Raw genomic sequence first — 1,729 nt, forward strand, 5'->3', positions numbered from 1 at the left:
TCTCCAATCTATCAGGAGATCGACCTCCTGTATCGTCTTCATGGCATTCCCCTCCCCTCTGCATCCCGTCCTTGGAATACCAACGAAGCTGTTCAAATATTGAACATGCTTCCCCAACAAAGTCCTTACCAGGAACTGAAAGAGCAAGCATGGCAGAGAATTCAAACAAACAAGACTGACAACTTCTCCGCCAAAGTAACTCCAACACTGGCCCTGGAAGCCTACACCCACACCAACAGTACCGACTTCAAGACCTTTGATGATTGGATATACAGCTACGATGAGAGACAACCTCTCTTAGACTTCAGCGTTTCGCTGCAATTCAGCAAGTCCTTCCTTTTAGAGACTTCGCTGCAGGCAGGCGTGGGAGGATATACTGCGAAGTATAAGGATATAGAAAAAAACTTGGAAACGTATGGTATTGGAGCAATACTCAACCAAGGATCAGCCACGCTTGTTACTTCGGCTTATCTGTATCGACGTATCTTCAACACCAATATACCCACAGCAGACAAGACCTTGGAACCAGACTTTCCCAGACACAGTCAGTTGACGTATGCAGGACCCTGGTATGCGATAAGCCTGGGCAGAGGCCCTCTCTCCTGGGGGCAGGGGGGCAGTGGCAACTTGGTCATTGGAAATCACATCTCCAACCATACCAGCCTTTCAGCCTCCTTCTTCAGCCAGAACACCAAGGTGCAGCTGCTCTATCTTTTCTTCCCAGACCTCAGTACTTCAAATGCAGGAAGCCGAGTATTCTTAGGCCACCGCATCGAGTTCAGGCCTCTTGGTTGGGCACGCTTCTCCATCTCTGAGAACATTATGGCAAATGCCGACAACCTTTCCCCCCAGTACCTCGATCCCACCTATATCTATCACAATATTTACAACCCAGACCAAGTCAACTCCATAGCAAGCATTGAGGCTGACATTGCTCTTGCAAAGGGCTTGTCCCTCCATGGACAGTTTGCCCTCGACCAATACCAGCTCTCTTCTGAGGGAGCGGAAATGGCAAATGCCATGGCATACTTGGGAGGCCTCACCTACACTTGGAGCCAAGACAAGGGGTATTGGACGGCACTGGCCGAAGTTGTATCAGTAGACCCTGCCATGTACCGAAGAGAAAAAGTCGACTTTCTGGTTGCCAGAGATCTTATGAAGCATGATGACGGAGACCCCGTCATCATCGACTACTTGGGCTATTCATATGGTTCCGACAGCCAGGTCCTGCAGACAAAGCTCTCGTATTATAGACCCAACCTCTTTTCTGCCGAAGGCTCGGTGACCATCCATCGGCAGGGGGAGCTGACCTATGATAAACCGCATCACAAGAACCCGGATACCAATACTGATTCTCCCAATGTTTCCGGCCCCTCACCCTCAGGAGACAACATCACCGAACGCCTTATCGTCGGGCTTGCGGGAACCTGCTATACCGATTGGAAGAATCTTGTCCTGTATGCCCAGGCAAACTGGATCGGAAGGCGTATCTATCAAAGACCTACAAAAACGTATGCAGCTGAGGCAAGTGATCTGCAGTTGGTCATGGGCATGAAGATTCGTTTCTAGGATTCCGATAAACCTCACCCTAGGAAAGTGAGCGTCAGCTTTCTGATAGAAAAAGCTGACGCACTCTTTTGCTACGTTAGGTATTTCTTTCTAAATACAATAATTAGGTCCTTGTTCGACTTGCCCTTCCATCAACAAAGGCGGTAGTATCTGCACGGGA

Annotated in this window: 1 protein-coding gene; it reads left to right on the plus strand. The window is 49.2% G+C overall.

The window, feature by feature from the left end:
• Nucleotides 1-1,569 (plus strand): hypothetical protein (locus tag B3F49_RS05050; RefSeq protein WP_293909427.1); only part of this gene is annotated, 1,569 nt, incomplete at its 5' end.
• Between the last annotated feature and the right edge of the window lie 160 nt (nucleotides 1,570-1,729).

It is taken from the genome of Sphaerochaeta sp. UBA5836 (genome assembly GCF_002432845.1).
Taxonomy (GTDB): domain Bacteria; phylum Spirochaetota; class Spirochaetia; order Sphaerochaetales; family Sphaerochaetaceae; genus Sphaerochaeta.